Below are 15,071 nucleotides of genomic sequence, written 5' to 3'. Positions count from 1 at the left end.
TTGCCCCCCCGGGGCGGTGTGGGGGGGGGCCGCGGTGATCAACGTATACCTAACCCACACCCAGCGACCTAAAACACCACGTGGGGGCTTTGAATTGGTTATTGCCTGTTCAAGGCCCCCAGTACTTGTCCCCACCCCCGGCACGTGGCCGGCGCCGGACTACTTGGTGATGGTCACCGAGACCGGCGCGGACGCGGTGTTCGCCGCGACGACGCGGAACTTGTTCGCGCCGACCCGGCCGCTCTGCACCCACACCGAGTACGTCGCGCGGCTGGTCACCTTGGTGGTGGCCGGGAAGTTCACCCACTTGCCGCTCTGCAGCCGCTGCACCTGCACGACGGTGTTCGCCGCGATCCCGGACGTCTTGCCGGTGAAGGAGACCTTCGCCCACGCCTTCGCGGTGGTCGCGCTCGACTTGATCGTGATCGACTTCGCGGCGGCCGGCGTCGAGACCGCGGCCTGCCGCGTGGTGGCGGCGTTGGCCTGCAGAGCACCGGCGACACCGAGACCGGCGGCGGCCAGCGCGACACCGGCGAACGTGGCAGCGGTACGGCGAACGAACTGAGTACGCATGATGATTGGTTTCCCCTCGTTTTTGTTGGTGTTACGGAGAGGAAGACGCGACGGCGGCTGGAAAGGTTGTGTTACGACTCCGTCTCAGGCCCGGCCGGCAATACGAGACGTGCCAGTGCACCACCACCGGGCGCCTCGCCGAACGTCAGCTCGGCGCCCAGCACCTTGGCGTGACCGGCCGCGATAGTGAGACCGAGGCCGTGGCCGACGCCGCGCTCGGCCATCCCGGACCGGAACCGGCGCGGGCCCTCGGCAATCAGCTCCTCCGGGTAACCGTTGCCTTGGTCAACAACCTCGATCGTCCGGCCACAGACCGTCACCTCGACCGGTGGCTTGCCGTGCCGCAGACCGTTGACGATCAGGTTGGCCAGGATGCGCTCGATCCGCCGCGAGTCGGTCGACACCGTCTCGTCCGGACCGAGCTGGTGCACGATGACGTCGTCCGGAGCGAGCGCTTGTTGCATCCGCAGGCGACCGACCGCCGAGCCGACGAACGCACCGAGCCCGACCAGTTCCAGATCCGCCTGCTCGACCCCCGAGTCGAACCTGGCGATCTCCAGGAGATCCTCGACGAGCCGGCGCAGTACCTTGGCACGGTCGCGGACCAGCTCACTCGGTCGCCCGGGTGGCAGCAGCTCGGCCGCGGTGGTCAGCCCGGTGACCGGCGTACGGAGGTCGTGGGCGACGTCCGCGGTGAAGCGGCGTTCCGCTTCGAGCTGACCGCGCAACGAGCTGGCCATCGTGTCCAGGGCGGCCGCGAGTGACTGCACCTCGTCCTTGCCCTTGCCGACGGCCTCGGACGCGGACGCGTCGAGGTCGCCGGCCGCGATCCGGCGGGCCGTACCGGCGACGGCGACGATCCGCTTGGACAGGCTGCCCGCCAGGATCACGCTGACCAGGCCGACCAGCGCGACCGTGCCGATGCCGCCCAACAGCAAGGCCTGCTGGAGCGCCTTCATCGAGTCGTCGCTCGTCTGGTAGTCCTGCTCGATCGAGAGGATCTTGCCGTCCTTGACCGCGACCGCCGCCCACATCTTGGCGTGCGGCGACCCGGTCTTGAACGTGGCCCGCTTGCCCTCGAGCACGGCGTCCCGCAGCTGCGGCGGCAGATCCGGATCGTCGAGCTTCGCCCCGAACACCGGTACGTCGTTGGTGTCGTAGCTCTGCGCCGCGAGTTGGATCCGCTCGTCCGCGAAACTCCGCGTCCGGTCCAGCCGGGCCGACTGGGCCTGGGTGTAGACCGCGACGCAGAGTACGAGGATCGCGAGTGCCGAAACCAGCAGGAAGATGAGACCGAGCTTGCCCCGGAGCCCCATCTAGGCCCGCAGCTTGTACCCGAAGCCGCGGACGGTTTCGATGCGGTCGGCACCGATCTTGGTCCGTAGCCGCTGCAGGTGGACGTCGACCAGCCGGCCGTCGCCGCCCCACTCGTAGTCCCACACCCGCTGCAACAGCGTGGACCGGCTCAGCACCACACCGGGGTTGTTGGCGAACTCGATCAGCAGCTTGAGCTCGGTCGGCGTGAGTTGCACGGTCGCGCCACTGCGCCGTACCTCCAACGCCTCGCGGTCCAGCTCGAGGTCGCCGAACGACTCCACGCCGGAGCCGGCCGCCGGCGCCGGACGCTCCGGGTCGTTGACCGCGCGCCGCATCACCGCCCGCAGCCGCGCCACCAGCACCTGGGTGTCGAACGGTTTGGTCACGTAGTCGTCCGCGCCGGCCTCCAGGCCGAGGACGACGTCGAGCGCGTCACCGCGGGCGGACACCATCACGATCGGGACCGTGCTGGTCTCGCGGATCCGGCGGCACACCGAGATCCCGTCCAGCCCGGGGAGCATGATGTCGAGCATCACGACGTCCGGGTGGATCTTCTCGAATCGCTCGATCGCCTCCAGGCCGTCTTCGGCCGTGGTCACGTCGTAGCCGTGCCGCTCGAGGGTCAACTGGGTCGCCTCACGGATCACCGCGTCGTCCTCGACCATGAGAATGCGCGCTGCCGGTTCTTCCGGTACCACCGAACTTCAGTCTCCCTACTGGTCCGTCGAGCTCAGCTTGGTCATCTGCCGACCGTTCCAACGGTAGACCTCGACCCGCCGGCCCGACGGGCAGCAGACCGGGTCGTCGATCGCGAAGATCTTCGACTCGACCACCAGGTCCCCTTGCGGGCTGGCGTTCACGGTCGGCTGCTCGACGTTCAGACTCCAGATCGGTCGTGGGCCCGAGGGTTCCACGGCGATCAGGAAGAAACCGAAGACGAACTTCTCCAGGGTGTGGATCAGGACGATCTGCTGAGGTGTACCGCTGTGCAATACATCAACGGTCTTACCCCTGCTGAGGCAACGCGAAATCACGGTGCAATTCGAAAGGACTGTCCGCGAGTAGCTCGACAGACGCCGATCGGCTAGCAATCGGGCCCGGACCTTGTACAGGTCGACGGCCACTTCCGGGGTCTTTTCGGCCTTCGGCGAGGCGGCACCGGTACCCACTGCCGGCTTCGGCGCGGTACTCGACGGCGGCGGCGTTTCGGGGCCTTCGACCCGCAGGCCGCTGCCGTTCCCGCAGGCCGACAAGCCGGTCAGCGCGAGCACAGCCGCGACAGCAGGCAGCAGAGTACGGCGCCACTGACCCATCGGGCGCCTCCTACCCTGCATCAAGTCCCCCCGCGATTTCAGCTAACTACCCTCCATGATGTCGGCCGGACGTCACGTTCGACGGGCATGGACATCGAGTGGGCTCGACAGTTGTATTGCGGTTGCGTCACAGTCTCAGCCGGCCACGATCTTCCCGGGATTCAGCAGGTTCTTCGGGTCCAGGGCGTTCTTGATCGCACGGTGCACGTCGAGCGCGACCGGCCCGATCTCCTCGGCCAGCCAGGCGCGCTTCAGTACGCCGACCCCGTGCTCGCCGGTGATCGTGCCGCCGAGCTCCAGCCCGATCTCCATCACCCGGTCGAACGCCTGCTGCGCGCGCTCGGCCTGCGCCGGGTCGGCCTGGTCGAACACCACCGTCGGGTGCATGTTGCCGTCACCGGCGTGCCCGAGGACGCCGATGGTGATGTCGAGCTCGGCCGACAGCTTCTCGATCCGGCCGATGAACTCGGCCAGCCGCGACCGCGGTACGGCGACGTCGTCGATCATCGTCGTACCGAGCTGCTCGAGCGCGGTCAACGCGGCCCGTCGGCCTTCGAGGAGCAGTTCGCCCTCGGCGTCGTCCTCGGCCTCGATACACTCCAGCGCACCGTGGTCGCGGCACAGCTTGGCGACCGTGGCGACGTCGGCCGCACCGGCCTCCCCGCCCGCGTCGGATTGCGCGATCAGCATCGCGCCCGCCTCGTCGGGCAGGTCCATCCGCTTGTACTTGTTGACCGCGCGGATCGTGGTCCGGTCCATGATCTCCAGCAGGCTCAGCGAGACGCCGCTGCGGATGATCTCGAGGATCGCGTTGCCGGCCTCCACGCCGGAGCCGAACAGCGCGGCCATCGTGCGCGGCTTCGCGGTCTGCGGCCGGAGCATCAGGGTCGCCTCGGTGATGATGCCGAGCGTGCCCTCGCTGCCGACGATCAGCTTGGCCAGGTCGTACCCGGCCACGCCCTTGACGGTCTTCCGGCCGGTCCGCAGGACGCGGCCGTCGGCCAGCACGACTTCCAGACCGAGCACGTAGTCCGTGGTCACGCCGTACTTCACGCAGCACAGGCCGCCCGAGTTCGTGGACAGGTTGCCGCCGATCGAGCAGAACTCCCAGCTCGACGGGTCCGGCGGGTAGAACAGCCCGTGCTCGGCGACGGCACGGGACAGTACTGCGTTGTACACGCCCGGTTGCGTCACGACGTACCGGTCGACCGGCTCGACGGCCAGGATCCGGTCCATCTTCTCGAGCGAGACCACGATGCAGCCGTCCAGCGCGTTGGCCGCGCCGGACAGGCCGGACCGCGCGCCCTGCGGCACGATCGGTACGCCGGTCTCGTTCGCCACCCGCACCGCCGCCTGGACGTGCGCGGTCTCCCGGGCCAGGACGACGGCGAGCGGCATGCCGGCCGGGCAGAACATCGCCCGGTCGTACCGGTAGCTCTCCATCCGGTCCGGATCGGTCACCAGCGCCTCGGGCGGCAGTACCTGACGCAGCTTGTCGACAACCTCACTCATACAGCGAGCCTACGGTCTACTGCGCGGTACTGCGCCCTTCTCCGGTGGCCGTCTCAGGTCAGCGGGTGCGTCTGGTGGCGTTCTCCGAGATCTCCTCGTAGCCGCCGCCGTAGTTGTGGTACTCCCGGCCGATCGCGGCGAACGTGATGCTCCCGCTGCTCGCCTTGATCTTCGGCGTCCGGCAGGTGCGCTGTCCGGCGACGACCGAACCGTTGCCGCCGCTGGTGTCGCAACTGACCACCCGGCCGTTGTTGCCGCCGCCGTACTGCACCAGGAAGGCGTTGGCCTTCGCGTTCGCCACCACAGGCGATGCCATGGTGATCTCGGCCCAGTACTGCGAGCAGTTGTCGCGGACGAGCCGGATCGTGCCCCAGCTCGGCGGTTTGTGGTCGCGCAACATCGGCGCCGAAGCGATGGATGTCGCGCCAGAGCAGTTGGTGGCGGCAGTCGCCGCCTCGGCGGGCGGGGCGGAAAGGGCGATCGCGCCCACCCCAGCCAGGCCCGCGGTGCTGAGCAGAAGGCTCAGTGTCTTCATGACGAAACCCTTCCTGAGTGCACGCCCCGACGCCCACTCAGGAAGGCACACTACGCGAACGGAGCTTGCCCCGACAGTCATTCCGGTAATCGGACGGCGACACGCCGTGTGCAGTTGCTCCCGGCAAGGTTCTGCGTCCGGGTTACCCGATTAACCTCGCCGGGGAGCAGCCGGCCCGATGCCGTCAGAGGTTGCCGCGACGCTCTTGTTCGCGCTCGATGGCCTCGAACAGCGCCTTGAAGTTGCCCTTGCCGAAGCCGAGCGAGCCGTGCCGCTCGATCAGTTCGTAGAACACCGTCGGGCGGTCGCCGAGGGGCGCCGTGAAGATCTGCAGCAGGTACCCGTCCTCGTCGCGGTCGACCAGGATCCCGCGCGACTGCAGTTCCTCGATCGGCACCCGCACCTCGCCGATCCGGGCCCGCAGCTCTGGGTCCTGGTAGTAGGAGTCGGGAGTGTTGAGGAACTCGACACCGTTGGCCCGCATGATGTCGACGGTCCGCAGGATGTCGTTGGTGGCCAGTGCGATGTGCTGCGCGCCGGCGCCGTCGTAGAACTCCAGGAACTCGTCGATCTGCGACTTCTTCTTCGCGATCGCCGGCTCGTTCAGCGGGAACTTCACCCGGTGGTTGCCGTTGGCGACGACCTTGCTCATCAGCGCCGAGTAGTCGGTGGCGATGTCGTCACCGATGAACTCCGCCATGTTCACGAAGCCCATCACCTTGTTGTAGAAGGCAACCCACTCGTCCATCTTGCCGAGTTCGACGTTGCCGACCACGTGGTCGATCGCCTGGAACAGCCGCTTCGGGTGCCCCTCGGGCCGCGTCACCTTGGTGGCCGCCGTGACGAAGCCGGGCAGGTACGGACCGTCGTACCGGCTGCGGTCGATCAGAGTGTGCCGGGTGTCGCCGTACGCCGCGATCGCGGCCCGGCGGATCGTGCCGTGTTCGTCGGAGACGTCGTTCGGCTCCTCGAGGACGACCGCGCCGACGCTGCGCGCGTGCGCGATGCACTTGTCCACGTCCGGGACCTCGAGCGCGATGTCCGCGACGCCGTCGCCGTGCTTGCGGTGGTGGTCGTGCAGCGGGCTCTTCGGGCTCACGCCGCCGGTGATGACGAAGCGCGCGGAGCCGGCCTTCAGGACGTAGGCCTTACTTTCCTTGAGGCCGGTCTCGGGGCCGGCGTACGCGACCAGGTCCATGCCGAACGCGAGCTGGTAGTACTTCGCGGTCTGCGTGGCGTTGCCGACCACGAAAACGAGCGCGTCCATCGAGGTCACCGGGAACGGGTCGGTGCTCTCGTCGTACGGCACCAGTCCGACGAGCTGCTTCAGCTGGTCGAGGTCGAGATCGGCGTCGAGCTCTGCGGGGGTGAGGTCGGTGCTGGTCATCGGGGTCCTCCCGGGTCGGGTACGTGCACCGAGCCTCGTCGGAGGGCGACAGGTTGTGCAACAGTTCGTTGTTTCACTACGCAGGTTGTGCAGTATTGTGGGGACTTCGCTGGACTGTTTGGTCAGCCTGACTATCTCCCCGGAGGTGCTCGTGTCGGTGGATGCGCTGGATGCGCGGATCCTGGAGTTGTTCGCCGCCGAACCGCGGGTCGGCGTCCTCGAGGCGTCCCGGCGGCTCGGGGTGGCGCGCGGGACGGTGCAGGCGCGGCTGGACCGCTTGCAACGCGACGGCGTGGTGCGCGGTTGGGGTCCCGACATCGACACCACCGCGATCGGCTACCCGGTGACCGCGTTCGCCACACTGCAGATCGAGCAGGGCTCCGGACACACCACGGTCGCCGAAGCGCTCGCCCGGATCCCCGAGGTTCTCGAGGTGCACACGATCACCGGCGCCGAGGACCTCTGGTGCCGCATCGTCGCTCGCTCGAACGCCGACCTGCAACGCGTGATCGACCAGGTGGTCATCGTCCGCGGCATCCAGCGCGCCTCCACGGTGATCGCCCTGGCCGAGCAGATCCCGCACCGCGTCCTACCGCTGGTGAACGCGGCAACCAAGCAGTAGTCCCGGATCCCCAGGCCATCACAATCGCAACTTCGGCGCGGCGCTGAGCGGCGGCGAGCCGGCGAACGCGGATTGTGATGGCCTGGAGATCCGGACCCCGGGGCTGCTCGGTCGTCAGGCGAGGCGTTTGGCGACCTCGACGGCGGCGCGGGCCACGCGGGGGCCGACGAAATCGCGATCGAGCTTGCCGAGGACCACGACGCCGATCGAAGCTTCGACACCCGGTACGCCGAGCACGGGCGACGACACACCCTGGGCGCCGGCCTGGAGCTCGCCGGCGGTGATCACGAACGGCCGGCCGGCCGGGTCGGGCTTGCGGCGGCCCGCCAGGATCGCCTTGCCGGCCGCGCCCTGGTCGAGCGCGTGCCGCGACCCCATCCGGTACGAGACGTGGAAGTCGGTCCAGCTCGGCTCGATCACGGCGATCGCCAGCGCTTCCTCACCGTCCGCGACGGTCAGGTGCGCGGTCGCACCGGTGTCCTCCGCGAGTGAGCGCAGTACCGGCAGGGCGGCGTCACGGAGCGTGGGCTGCACGCGCCGGCTGTAATGGAGTACGGCGAGACCGAGGCGGGCCCGGCCCTCGCTGTCCCGGCGGACGAGCCGATGCAGCTCGAGGGTGTTCACGAGGCGGTACACCACCGTCCGACTGACTCCCAGCGCCGCGGCGAGCTCGGTGATGGAGAGCCCGTCCGGTGCGTCCGCCAGCAACTCGAGGACCGTGAGTCCCCGGTCGAGCGTCTGCGAGGTCTCGGCTGGCACGTTGTCAGGGTATCCGCTATTCGGGCGCGGACCGATGGGCCCGTATCTTGCTGCCGTGCGAAATTATTGGTCGCTGCTCCCCGCCGTCCTCGTGGCCGTGGCGTTGATCCTGGTCTACGCCGTTCCGACCATCATCAATCCGCAGTGGACGAGCTCGATCACCGCACTGTTCCGCAGCACCCCGGTGCCCGCCGACGCGACCCCTGAGGAGGCCCGCCGGGCGGCCGGCATCCTCGGCCCGCAGCAGCTGAAGTCGCGCCGGATGCTCGCCATCGCGATGGTGATCGGCGCGCTGATCCTGGTCGGCTTCAACATCTCGTTCAACCGCGAGGCGGTCGGCTGCTACAAGGCCGCGCGGGCGTTCGGCGCGATCGACGGGCCGGACATGAAGGACCCGTGCGTGGACATGATCTTCGGCACGTTCCTCGGCGACGGCGACGGCACCGGCACGGAGAAGAACCCGCAGCCGGTGCAGTACTACCAGGTCGTGAAGGGCAACAAGCCGAAGTACCTGAAGTGGATCCAGAACGCCCCGAAGTACGACGAGGCGGACCTGCTGATCGCCACCTCGCTGAGCTGTTCGAGCGACCTGCGCGTCGAGCAGAAGGAGGACAAGATCCTCGCGTACGTCGACGTCGACACGCCCTGCCCGCCGGACAGCAACGCCTCGGTGACCCCGATCAAGCTGAAGAAGCCGCTCGGTGACCGCAAGATCGTCACCGTCGGCGACAAGCCGATGACCGAGATCAACCCGGACCTGGACTCCTGGTTCACCGTGCTGAAGAAGCTGGCGACCGGCGGCTAACTAAGTTCTCGGGTTCGCGAGTCGTAGACCCGGAAGGGGCGGTTGCGGGCCAGCAGGATCAGCAGGCCGGTGATGCAGACCGCTGCGCCGCCGAGCAGCGCGACGGTCGGGCTGGTCAGTGACGCCGTCGTCCCCGCGACGAAGTCACCGAGCCGCGGACCGCCGGCCACGACCACGATGAACACGCCCTGCAGCCGGCCGCGCATCGCGTCCGGTGCCGCGGACTGCAGCACGGTGTTCCGGTACGCCGAGCTGACCATGTCGGCCGCCCCGGACATCGCGAGCAACGCCACCCCGAGCCAGATCGTGCGGGACAGCCCGAAGAGCCCGACGGCGGTCGCGTACGCCGTGATCGCCAGCACGATCGCCACGCCCTGACGCCGTACCCGGGTCACCCAGCCGGAGAAGATCACCCCGATCAGAGCCCCGATCGCCGGTGCGGCCTGGAGTACGCCGACCGTCCGCACACCGCCCGCGAAGAACGCGCCCGCGACCGCCGGGAACAACGCCCGCGGCTGCGCGAACACCATCGCGAGGATGTCCGCGAGGAATGTCGCGAGCAGCGCCGGCGCCGCCCGCAGGAACGCGAACCCCTCGAGCACCGACCGCAGGCCGGCCCGCCGGACCGCTCCGGTCGGCGGCACCGCCGGCAGCCGGAACAGCGCGTACAGCGCCGCGGTGAAAGTGACCACGTCGACCAGGTACGCCGCCGCGAAACCCTGCCAGGCGATCACCGCCGCGCCGAGCAACGGTCCGGCGGTGAAGCCCAGGTTGAACGCGGCCTGGCTGAGCGTGTTCGCGGCCGGCAGCAGTTCGGGCCGGATCAACCGCGGGATGATCGCGGACCGGGCCGGGTTGTTCACCGCGAAACACGCCGACTGACAGGCCACGACGGCGTACAGCACCCCGACCTGTCCCCAGTCGAGGTGTGACTGCAGCACCAGAACCATGGAGAGCAGCCACAACCCGGTCGACGAGACCAGCGCGAGGGTACGGCGGTCGATCGCGTCGGCCATCGCCCCGCCGTACAGCCCGAAGACGATCAGCGGGACCAGCGAGAACAGGCCCACCAGACCGACGGAGAACGTCGAGTGCGTCAACGCGTAGACCTGGATCGACACCGTGACGGCCGTCATCTGCTGGCCGAGCTGCGACACCGTCGACCCGATCCACAACCGCCGGAAATCGGCGGACTCACGGAGCGGGCGGATATCGGTGAGCAGACGCACGATGACAACTTATGCCACGTTGTAAACGCTCACACGCGCGGGAACAGCTCATGGTCGAGGGTCTCGCCCACCCGCAGTTCGAGGCCGTCGGTGCAGACATGGCCGGCGCCGGTGTACGTCGCCTCCGCGTCGAAGTAGATCGCCACGTGCGCGATCCGCGGGTCGTCGGTGCAGTTCGGCGTCGCCGAGTGCGCAAGATACGCGTTGTGGAAGGTGCAGTCGCCGGCCTGCAGCGGGATCGTCAGCCGCTCCTCCCAGCGCAGATCGGGCGCCGCGCGGAACATGTCGTCGCGGTCGGACAGGTCCTGGCTGCGCAGGTTCTGGTGGTTCTGCGAGCCGGGGATGAACGTCATACAGCCCTTCTCCACCGGTACGTCGACGAGCGCGACCCAGGCCGACAGCGACGCCCGCGACCCGGCGTGCGGCCAGTACGGCGCGTCCTGGTGGAACTCGGTCGCGGCACCGTTGTGCGGTGGCTTGATCAGCAACTGGTCGTGCCAGATCCGCAGCGGTACGCCGGCCAGCGCGGTGGCGACCGCCGCGAGCCGCGGGTCCAGGGTGAGCTCCCGCAGCACGTCGTTCTGCTGCCAGACGTTGACGTACTGGTTGAAGATCTTCGACTCCTTGGACAGGTCGTCGGCGTTCGCGGTCCACTCGGTCGCGGCGGCCGCGAACCGGGCCGCCTCGTCGCGGCTGATGATGTTCTTGATCCGCACCACGCCGTCGCGGTGGTAGGCGGAAATGGTCTCCTCGTCGACGGTCACAGGTGCCGTAGGCTCGGTGGTGGTCATCGGCGTACTCCTCGGATTCCGTTGGCCTGGAAGGTGTTTCCAGGTTCTCGGATGGGCAGCGCCGGGGACAGGCAGGGATTGACCAGGACTTGACCGTTCTTGACCTCCTGGAGGTGCGGATGCACAACGTGCTGAGCCACGAGGTCTTCCCGGACCCGCGGCTGCCGGTCGCGGGCGAGCGGATCGAGCTGTTCGCCGACGTCGCGCCGCACAGCCACGCGTTCTTCGAGATCGCGGTCGTGGTGGCGGGTCGCGGTACGCATGTGTCGGCGAGCGGCGAGGTCGAGCTGGGCGCGGATTCGGTCGTTGTGCTGCGGCCGGGTGAGTGGCACGGGTACACCGACTGCGACGGGCTGGTGGTGCGCAACGCGTACCTCGGTCCGGACATCTTCGGTCTGATGTCCGGTGCGCTGGTGCCGGGCGGGGCGTCGCATCCGGTGGTCGAACACGCGATGCGGTCGCTCGAGGCCGGGATCGCCGAGGCGTGGACGCTCGAACGGCTGGCCTCGACCGTCAACCTCGCGCCCGGGTACCTGGTCCGGCTGTTCGGGCGGACGGCCGGGATCTCACCGATGGCCTACCTGAACCGGATCCGCGCCGAGCGCGCCGCCGGCCTGCTGATCGAGACCGAGCTCCCGGTCGCGACCATCGGCGCCCTGGTCGGCTGGCACGACCCGAGCCACGCCACCCGCCGCTTCCGCACCACCTTCGGCCTCAGCCCCACCGCGTACCGAGCCGCCTTCCGTCCCACCCCTCCCCCATCCGCTTAGAGCGTTCACCGTTCGTGCCTCTCCCGGTCGCTCCGTGGTTCGCGCCGAGCGTTCACCACCGGTGCCTATCCCGGTAGCTTCGCGGTTTCAGGGGGTAAGCAAAGATGTCCCCATGACGTCGTCGCTGCGCACGCCTGACCCGAACCCCGGCTGGCTCTCCGAGTTCGCGCTCGCCGAGACCCGCACGCGGGTGCCGATCCTGTACGTCGAAGCGGTCCCGGTCCGGGTCGACACGTCCGGCCAGATCGAGCACATCGGGGTCCTGCTCCGGACCTCCAACGCGACCGGCGAGATCACCCGCACACTGGTGTCCGGTCGCGTCCAGCACAACGAGTCGATCCGCGACGCGCTGCAGCGCAACATCGAGAAGGACCTCGGCCCGGCCGCGTTCCCGCGGCTGCCCGCCACGCTGGTCCCGGTCACGGTCGCGGAGTACTTCCCGTTCCCGGGCATGACCCCGCTGCACGACCCCCGCCAGCACGCGGTCGCGCTGGTGTACGTCGTCCCCGTGACCGGCGAGTGCAACCCGCGCCAGGACGCCCTCGAACTGACCTGGCTGACCCCCGAGGAAGCCCTGGCGCCGAGCCTGCTGAACGACCTCGAGGGCGGCCGCGGCCAGCTCCTCAAACAGGCCCTCGCCTGGTCCGGCGCCATCGTCTGACCATCCCGCGCGTCACCCCGCGCGCGTCACCACCCGCGCGTCACCACCCCCACGGGCACCCGCGCGCGTCCGCACCCGCGCGTCCCGCCTGGCGCGTCAGCACCCGTGCGCGTCACCAGGGGAGGCGGCCCGCTTCGGCGTACACCTGGCCGGTCGGGCCGTCGGCGTCCAGCGTCGCGAGCCCGACCGCGACCGTCGCTCCCTGGGCGGGGGTGCGCTGCGCGGTCCAGCCGCCCATGTCGGTGGCGCAGTTGCCGGGGTCGGCGGCGTTGACCAGGATGCCGCTGCCGCGCAGCTCGTTGGCGAGCATCACCGTGACCATGTTGACCGCCGCCTTCGACGAGTTGTAGCCGAGCGTCAGCACGGTCGACATCCGCGATTCCGGATCCCCGACCTGCTCGAACGACGCCAGCGACGTCGACAGGTTCACGATCCGCGCCTCCCCGGCCTTCTCCAGCAGCGGCAGGAACGCCTGCGTCACAGCCACCAGACCCACCACGTTCGTCTCGAACGCGGACCGCAGTACGCCGGCCCCGATCCGCGAGGCGGCGTCGTCGCCCGCCGGGATGATCGCCGCGTTGTTGATCAGTACGTCGAGCCGCCCGTACTCCGCCGCGACCCACTCAGCCGCCGCGCGCACCGACTCCTCGTCGGTCACCTCCACCTGGATCCCGACCGCATTGAGGCCCTCAGCAACCAGTTCCTGCACCGCCGTCGCGCCGCGCTCGAGGTCCCGCGAGCCCACCAGCACGGTGAACCCACGCTCGCCCAACTGCCGCGCGATCTCCCGGCCGATGCCTTTGTTGGCGCCCGTGACGAGCGCGATCTTCTGCGTGTTCATGCGGTCAACCTTCGAGCGGATCGTCCGTCCGAGGCAGAGCGAGCCGAGCCTGGGACCGGCCGTCCCTGGATACGCCGCACCCGGCCTGCGATCCTGGGACGCGTGGATCGCGACGGGCTGGCGGAGTTCCTCCGGGTACGACGGTCCGCGTTGCAACCGTCCGACGTAGGCCTCCCCGCGGGACTCCGACGCCGTACGCCGGGCCTCCGTCGCGAAGAGGTGGCGAGCCTCGCGACGATGTCGACGGACTACTACACGCGCCTCGAGCAGGGTCGCGGCCCACGCCCGTCGCGGCCGGTGCTGACCGGGCTCGCCCGCGCGCTGCGGTTGTCCGACGACGAGCGCGCCCACCTGTTCCGGTTGGCCGGCGAGCAGCCTGGTCCCCCGCCCGGTCCACCCGCGGACGTGCGCTCCGGCGTACTGCGGATGCTCGCGCGACTCGACGTACCGGGTCTGGTGCTCGATGCGAAGTACGACGTACTCGCGTGGAACCCGTTGGCGGCGGCGCTGATCACGGACTTCTCCGCGATGCCGGCGCGGGAGCGGAACCTGCTGCGGTTGCGGTTCCTGACGGATCGGCAGACGGAGCTCTTCGATGCGGACGCGACGCGGGAGTTCGCCCGCGAGGCGGCAGCCGATCTGCGGGCGGCGACCAGCACGTACCCGGATGATCCGGAGCTCGCCCGGTTGGTGCGCGACCTGCAGGACGGGAGTGCGGAGTTCGCGGAGATCTGGGCGCGGCACGAAGTGGGGCGGCAGCAGTCGTTGTGCCAGACGATCTTCCATCCGCAGGTCGGGCGGATCGACGTGATCTGCGAGGTGCTCGTCGTACCGGAACGCGACCAGCGGGTGGTGCTCTACACGGCCGAGCCGGGGTCGCCGTCCGACCAGGCGCTCCGGCTGCTGGAAGTGATCGGAATTCAGAAGTTGACAAGCCCGGCCTGATCAAGCGACTGTTTGACCCGTTGGATTCCGACGGAAGGATCTGCTTGATGCGTAAGTTACTTACGATTCCGGTGGTTCTCGGGCTGTTGGTCATCCCCGCGGCCGCTGCCGTGGCCGACCAGCGCACTGAGCCTACGGTGCCGGCCGGGCCGGGCACGCTCGTGTTCGCCGACGAGTTCAACGGGACGGCGATCGACCGCACGAAGTGGGCCATCCACTCGAACGCGGAAGCCGACCAGTGCCTCGGCAACAAGGGCAACCAGCAGCTCGAGTGGCACACCTGGGACGCACTGTCGGTGCGCGACGGGAAGCTGACGATGACCGCGAAGAAGAACAATCCGGCGAGCGGGTACGACTGGTCCGGCGCGCTGATCACGACCGGTCAGGCGTGCGGGCACGAGCCGTCGAAGCCGTTCGCCGTGAAGACCGGCGACTACGTCGAGACCCGGCTGAAGCTCCCGGCGGACAAGGGGTTCTGGCCGTCCACGTGGACCTGGAACGGCAACGGTTCCAACGAGCAGGACACCTACGAGTTCTACAGCGACAACCACAAGGCGCTGTACCTGACCAACCACCAGTCCCCCGGCGGCGGCTGCACGTACCAGTCGCCGACCGACCTCACCTCGGACTGGCACACGATCGCGCAGCAGCTCGGACCGGACCAGACGGTCTGGTACCTCGACGGCAAGGAGATCTGCCGCCAGGGCGCCTACACCGCCGGCAGCAGTGACGCGCTGATCCTCGACCTGTTCGTGTACGGCAAGATCCCGCCGACGGTCACCTCCGGGTCGATGCAGATCGACTACGTCCACGTCTACCGCCCGTAAAAGCTGAGGCCCAGCACCTCGACCTCGTGAGGAGGTGCTGGGCCTCGGGGATCACCTCGGGGCGCAGCTCCGGGAGCCTGCGACAAGCAATGGGGACTTGTTAACAAAAAAAAAGTGTTAGAAATAACCCAAATGGAGGTTTGTTTTTGGTGGATGCCTCTCGCGGCGCGCGGGGGGGATAGGC

Annotated in this window: 17 protein-coding genes; 6 read left to right on the top strand and 11 right to left on the bottom strand. The window is 68.8% G+C overall.

All coding sequences use genetic code 11. The annotated features are described in order from the left end of the window. Nucleotides 1-159 precede the first annotated feature (159 nt). From ACWGID_RS06275 to hppD, 7 genes are all read right to left on the bottom strand, one after another. Nucleotides 160-573, bottom strand: a complete 414-nt coding sequence (locus ACWGID_RS06275; RefSeq protein WP_452194990.1) for a hypothetical protein — start codon at nt 571-573, stop codon at nt 160-162. Nucleotides 574-644: 71 nt separating this feature from the next. Further along, a complete protein-coding gene (locus ACWGID_RS06270; RefSeq protein ID WP_452194989.1) occupies nt 645-1,889 on the bottom strand; it encodes a HAMP domain-containing sensor histidine kinase in 1,245 nt (414 codons plus the stop codon). Continuing rightward, nucleotides 1,890-2,555 carry a two-component system response regulator CseB gene (gene cseB, locus ACWGID_RS06265; RefSeq protein WP_452194987.1) on the bottom strand — a complete coding sequence of 222 codons (666 nt, stop codon included), beginning with the start codon at nt 2,553-2,555 and terminating at the stop codon, nt 1,890-1,892. A gap of 48 nt (nt 2,556-2,603) precedes the next feature. Further along, on the bottom strand, nt 2,604-3,203 hold the full coding sequence (locus tag ACWGID_RS06260) for a hypothetical protein (protein WP_452194985.1): 600 nt from the start codon (nt 3,201-3,203) through the stop codon (nt 2,604-2,606). A 135-nt stretch (nt 3,204-3,338) separates the two neighbouring features. Next, nucleotides 3,339-4,715 (bottom strand): FAD-binding oxidoreductase, encoded by a 1,377-nt coding sequence (locus ACWGID_RS06255; protein ID WP_452194983.1) that lies wholly within the window; start codon nt 4,713-4,715, stop codon nt 3,339-3,341. A gap of 58 nt (nt 4,716-4,773) precedes the next feature. Continuing rightward, nucleotides 4,774-5,250: a hypothetical protein gene (locus ACWGID_RS06250; protein ID WP_452194982.1), complete on the bottom strand. Its 477-nt coding sequence runs from the start codon at nt 5,248-5,250 to the stop codon at nt 4,774-4,776. 184 nt (nt 5,251-5,434) lie between these two features. Further along, nucleotides 5,435-6,637, bottom strand: coding sequence for a 4-hydroxyphenylpyruvate dioxygenase (hppD, locus tag ACWGID_RS06245; RefSeq protein WP_452194980.1), 1,203 nt, complete (start codon nt 6,635-6,637; stop codon nt 5,435-5,437). Nucleotides 6,638-6,755: 118 nt separating this feature from the next. On the opposite strand from hppD, the gene ACWGID_RS06240 reads away from it, so the two are divergent. After that, complete coding sequence (locus tag ACWGID_RS06240; RefSeq protein WP_452194978.1) at nt 6,756-7,259, top strand: Lrp/AsnC family transcriptional regulator; 504 nt, start codon at nt 6,756-6,758, stop codon at nt 7,257-7,259. A 114-nt stretch (nt 7,260-7,373) separates the two neighbouring features. Here the strand turns inward: ACWGID_RS06240 and ACWGID_RS06235 are convergent, their stop codons facing one another. Beyond that, nucleotides 7,374-8,018: a helix-turn-helix domain-containing protein gene (locus ACWGID_RS06235; protein WP_184835865.1), complete on the bottom strand. Its 645-nt coding sequence runs from the start codon at nt 8,016-8,018 to the stop codon at nt 7,374-7,376. Nucleotides 8,019-8,073: 55 nt separating this feature from the next. On the opposite strand from ACWGID_RS06235, the gene ACWGID_RS06230 reads away from it, so the two are divergent. Further along, nucleotides 8,074-8,823 carry a hypothetical protein gene (locus tag ACWGID_RS06230; RefSeq protein ID WP_452194976.1) on the top strand — a complete coding sequence of 250 codons (750 nt, stop codon included), beginning with the start codon at nt 8,074-8,076 and terminating at the stop codon, nt 8,821-8,823. Here the strand turns inward: ACWGID_RS06230 and ACWGID_RS06225 are convergent. Beyond that, a complete protein-coding gene (locus tag ACWGID_RS06225; protein ID WP_452194975.1) occupies nt 8,820-10,052 on the bottom strand; it encodes an MFS transporter in 1,233 nt (410 codons plus the stop codon). The genes ACWGID_RS06230 and ACWGID_RS06225 overlap by 4 nt on opposite strands. A gap of 29 nt (nt 10,053-10,081) precedes the next feature. Then, nucleotides 10,082-10,843 carry a phytanoyl-CoA dioxygenase family protein gene (locus ACWGID_RS06220; protein ID WP_452194973.1) on the bottom strand — a complete coding sequence of 254 codons (762 nt, stop codon included), beginning with the start codon at nt 10,841-10,843 and terminating at the stop codon, nt 10,082-10,084. Nucleotides 10,844-10,932: 89 nt separating this feature from the next. Here ACWGID_RS06220 and ACWGID_RS06215 point away from each other — a divergent pair, with 89 nt between their 5' ends. Continuing rightward, on the top strand, nt 10,933-11,613 hold the full coding sequence (locus ACWGID_RS06215) for an AraC family transcriptional regulator (protein ID WP_452194971.1): 681 nt from the start codon (nt 10,933-10,935) through the stop codon (nt 11,611-11,613). A 112-nt stretch (nt 11,614-11,725) separates the two neighbouring features. Further along, on the top strand, nt 11,726-12,274 hold the full coding sequence (locus ACWGID_RS06210; RefSeq protein ID WP_452194969.1) for an NUDIX hydrolase family protein: 549 nt from the start codon (nt 11,726-11,728) through the stop codon (nt 12,272-12,274). A 112-nt stretch (nt 12,275-12,386) separates the two neighbouring features. On the opposite strand, the gene ACWGID_RS06205 is transcribed toward ACWGID_RS06210, so the two are convergent. After that, complete coding sequence (locus tag ACWGID_RS06205) at nt 12,387-13,115, bottom strand: SDR family oxidoreductase (protein ID WP_452194967.1); 729 nt, start codon at nt 13,113-13,115, stop codon at nt 12,387-12,389. A 102-nt stretch (nt 13,116-13,217) separates the two neighbouring features. Here ACWGID_RS06205 and ACWGID_RS06200 point away from each other — a divergent pair, with 102 nt between their 5' ends. Beyond that, nucleotides 13,218-14,060, top strand: a complete 843-nt coding sequence (locus tag ACWGID_RS06200) for a helix-turn-helix transcriptional regulator (protein WP_452194965.1) — start codon at nt 13,218-13,220, stop codon at nt 14,058-14,060. Nucleotides 14,061-14,107: 47 nt separating this feature from the next. Further along, complete coding sequence (locus ACWGID_RS06195; RefSeq protein WP_452194963.1) at nt 14,108-14,887, top strand: glycoside hydrolase family 16 protein; 780 nt, start codon at nt 14,108-14,110, stop codon at nt 14,885-14,887. Nucleotides 14,888-15,071 lie beyond the last annotated feature (184 nt).

The sequence above is a fragment of the Kribbella sp. NPDC054772 genome, assembly GCF_053611945.1.
Note: the sequence above shows the minus strand (reverse complement) of the source record. Positions and strands in the feature narration are given on the sequence as shown.

Excerpts from the sequence above, each read along its gene's own strand:
- ACWGID_RS06255 (WP_452194983.1), bottom strand. The coding sequence starts at position 4,715 with ATGAGTGAGGTTGTCGACAAGCTGCGTCAGGTACTGCCGCCCGAGGCG.
- hppD (WP_452194980.1), bottom strand. The coding sequence starts at position 6,637 with ATGACCAGCACCGACCTCACCCCCGCAGAGCTCGACGCCGATCTCGAC.
- ACWGID_RS06250 (WP_452194982.1), bottom strand. The coding sequence starts at position 5,250 with ATGAAGACACTGAGCCTTCTGCTCAGCACCGCGGGCCTGGCTGGGGTG.
- ACWGID_RS06270 (WP_452194989.1), bottom strand. The coding sequence starts at position 1,889 with ATGGGGCTCCGGGGCAAGCTCGGTCTCATCTTCCTGCTGGTTTCGGCA.
- cseB (WP_452194987.1), bottom strand. The coding sequence starts at position 2,555 with ATGGTCGAGGACGACGCGGTGATCCGTGAGGCGACCCAGTTGACCCTC.
- ACWGID_RS06275 (WP_452194990.1), bottom strand. The coding sequence starts at position 573 with ATGCGTACTCAGTTCGTTCGCCGTACCGCTGCCACGTTCGCCGGTGTC.
- ACWGID_RS06260 (WP_452194985.1), bottom strand. The coding sequence starts at position 3,203 with ATGGGTCAGTGGCGCCGTACTCTGCTGCCTGCTGTCGCGGCTGTGCTC.
- ACWGID_RS06205 (WP_452194967.1), bottom strand. The coding sequence starts at position 13,115 with ATGAACACGCAGAAGATCGCGCTCGTCACGGGCGCCAACAAAGGCATC.
- ACWGID_RS06220 (WP_452194973.1), bottom strand. The coding sequence starts at position 10,843 with ATGACCACCACCGAGCCTACGGCACCTGTGACCGTCGACGAGGAGACC.
- ACWGID_RS06195 (WP_452194963.1), top strand. The coding sequence starts at position 14,108 with ATGCGTAAGTTACTTACGATTCCGGTGGTTCTCGGGCTGTTGGTCATC.
- ACWGID_RS06210 (WP_452194969.1), top strand. The coding sequence starts at position 11,726 with ATGACGTCGTCGCTGCGCACGCCTGACCCGAACCCCGGCTGGCTCTCC.